The sequence below is a fragment of the Stenotrophomonas sp. GbtcB23 genome (genome assembly GCF_019091045.1).
GTDB classification, from domain to species: domain Bacteria; phylum Pseudomonadota; class Gammaproteobacteria; order Xanthomonadales; family Xanthomonadaceae; genus Stenotrophomonas; species Stenotrophomonas rhizophila_A.
Genome location: NZ_JAGXKC010000370.1, coordinates 1 through 278, shown reverse-complemented (window position 1 = coordinate 278; position 278 = coordinate 1). Strand labels below are relative to the sequence as shown.

The window sequence follows — 278 nt, the reverse complement described above, 5'->3', positions numbered from 1 at the left end:
ACGATTCACGACCTCGTACCGTTGAGGCTGCCGTATCTGACCGAAGACGACAAGCGTTATCACTATAAGATGCTGCGGTCGCTGGTGCGCAAGGCGGACCACATCGTCACGGTTTCCGAGACTTCCCGTGCCGATATCGTCAAGGTGCTCGGCGTGGATGAAAAGCGCGTCAGCAATATCTATCAGGCCGTTCATGTGCCGGATAAGCTGCGCGAGAAAACGGAGGATGTCGTGGCTGACGAACTGGCCGGCATCTTTCGTCTGGATTGGAAGAAATA

1 protein-coding gene is annotated in these 278 nt (G+C 55.0%); it reads left to right on the top strand.

What is annotated here, in order from left to right; all coding sequences use genetic code 11:
- A partial coding sequence (locus tag KVS69_RS19450) for a glycosyltransferase (RefSeq protein WP_217539602.1) occupies nt 1–278 on the top strand: 278 nt, incomplete at both ends.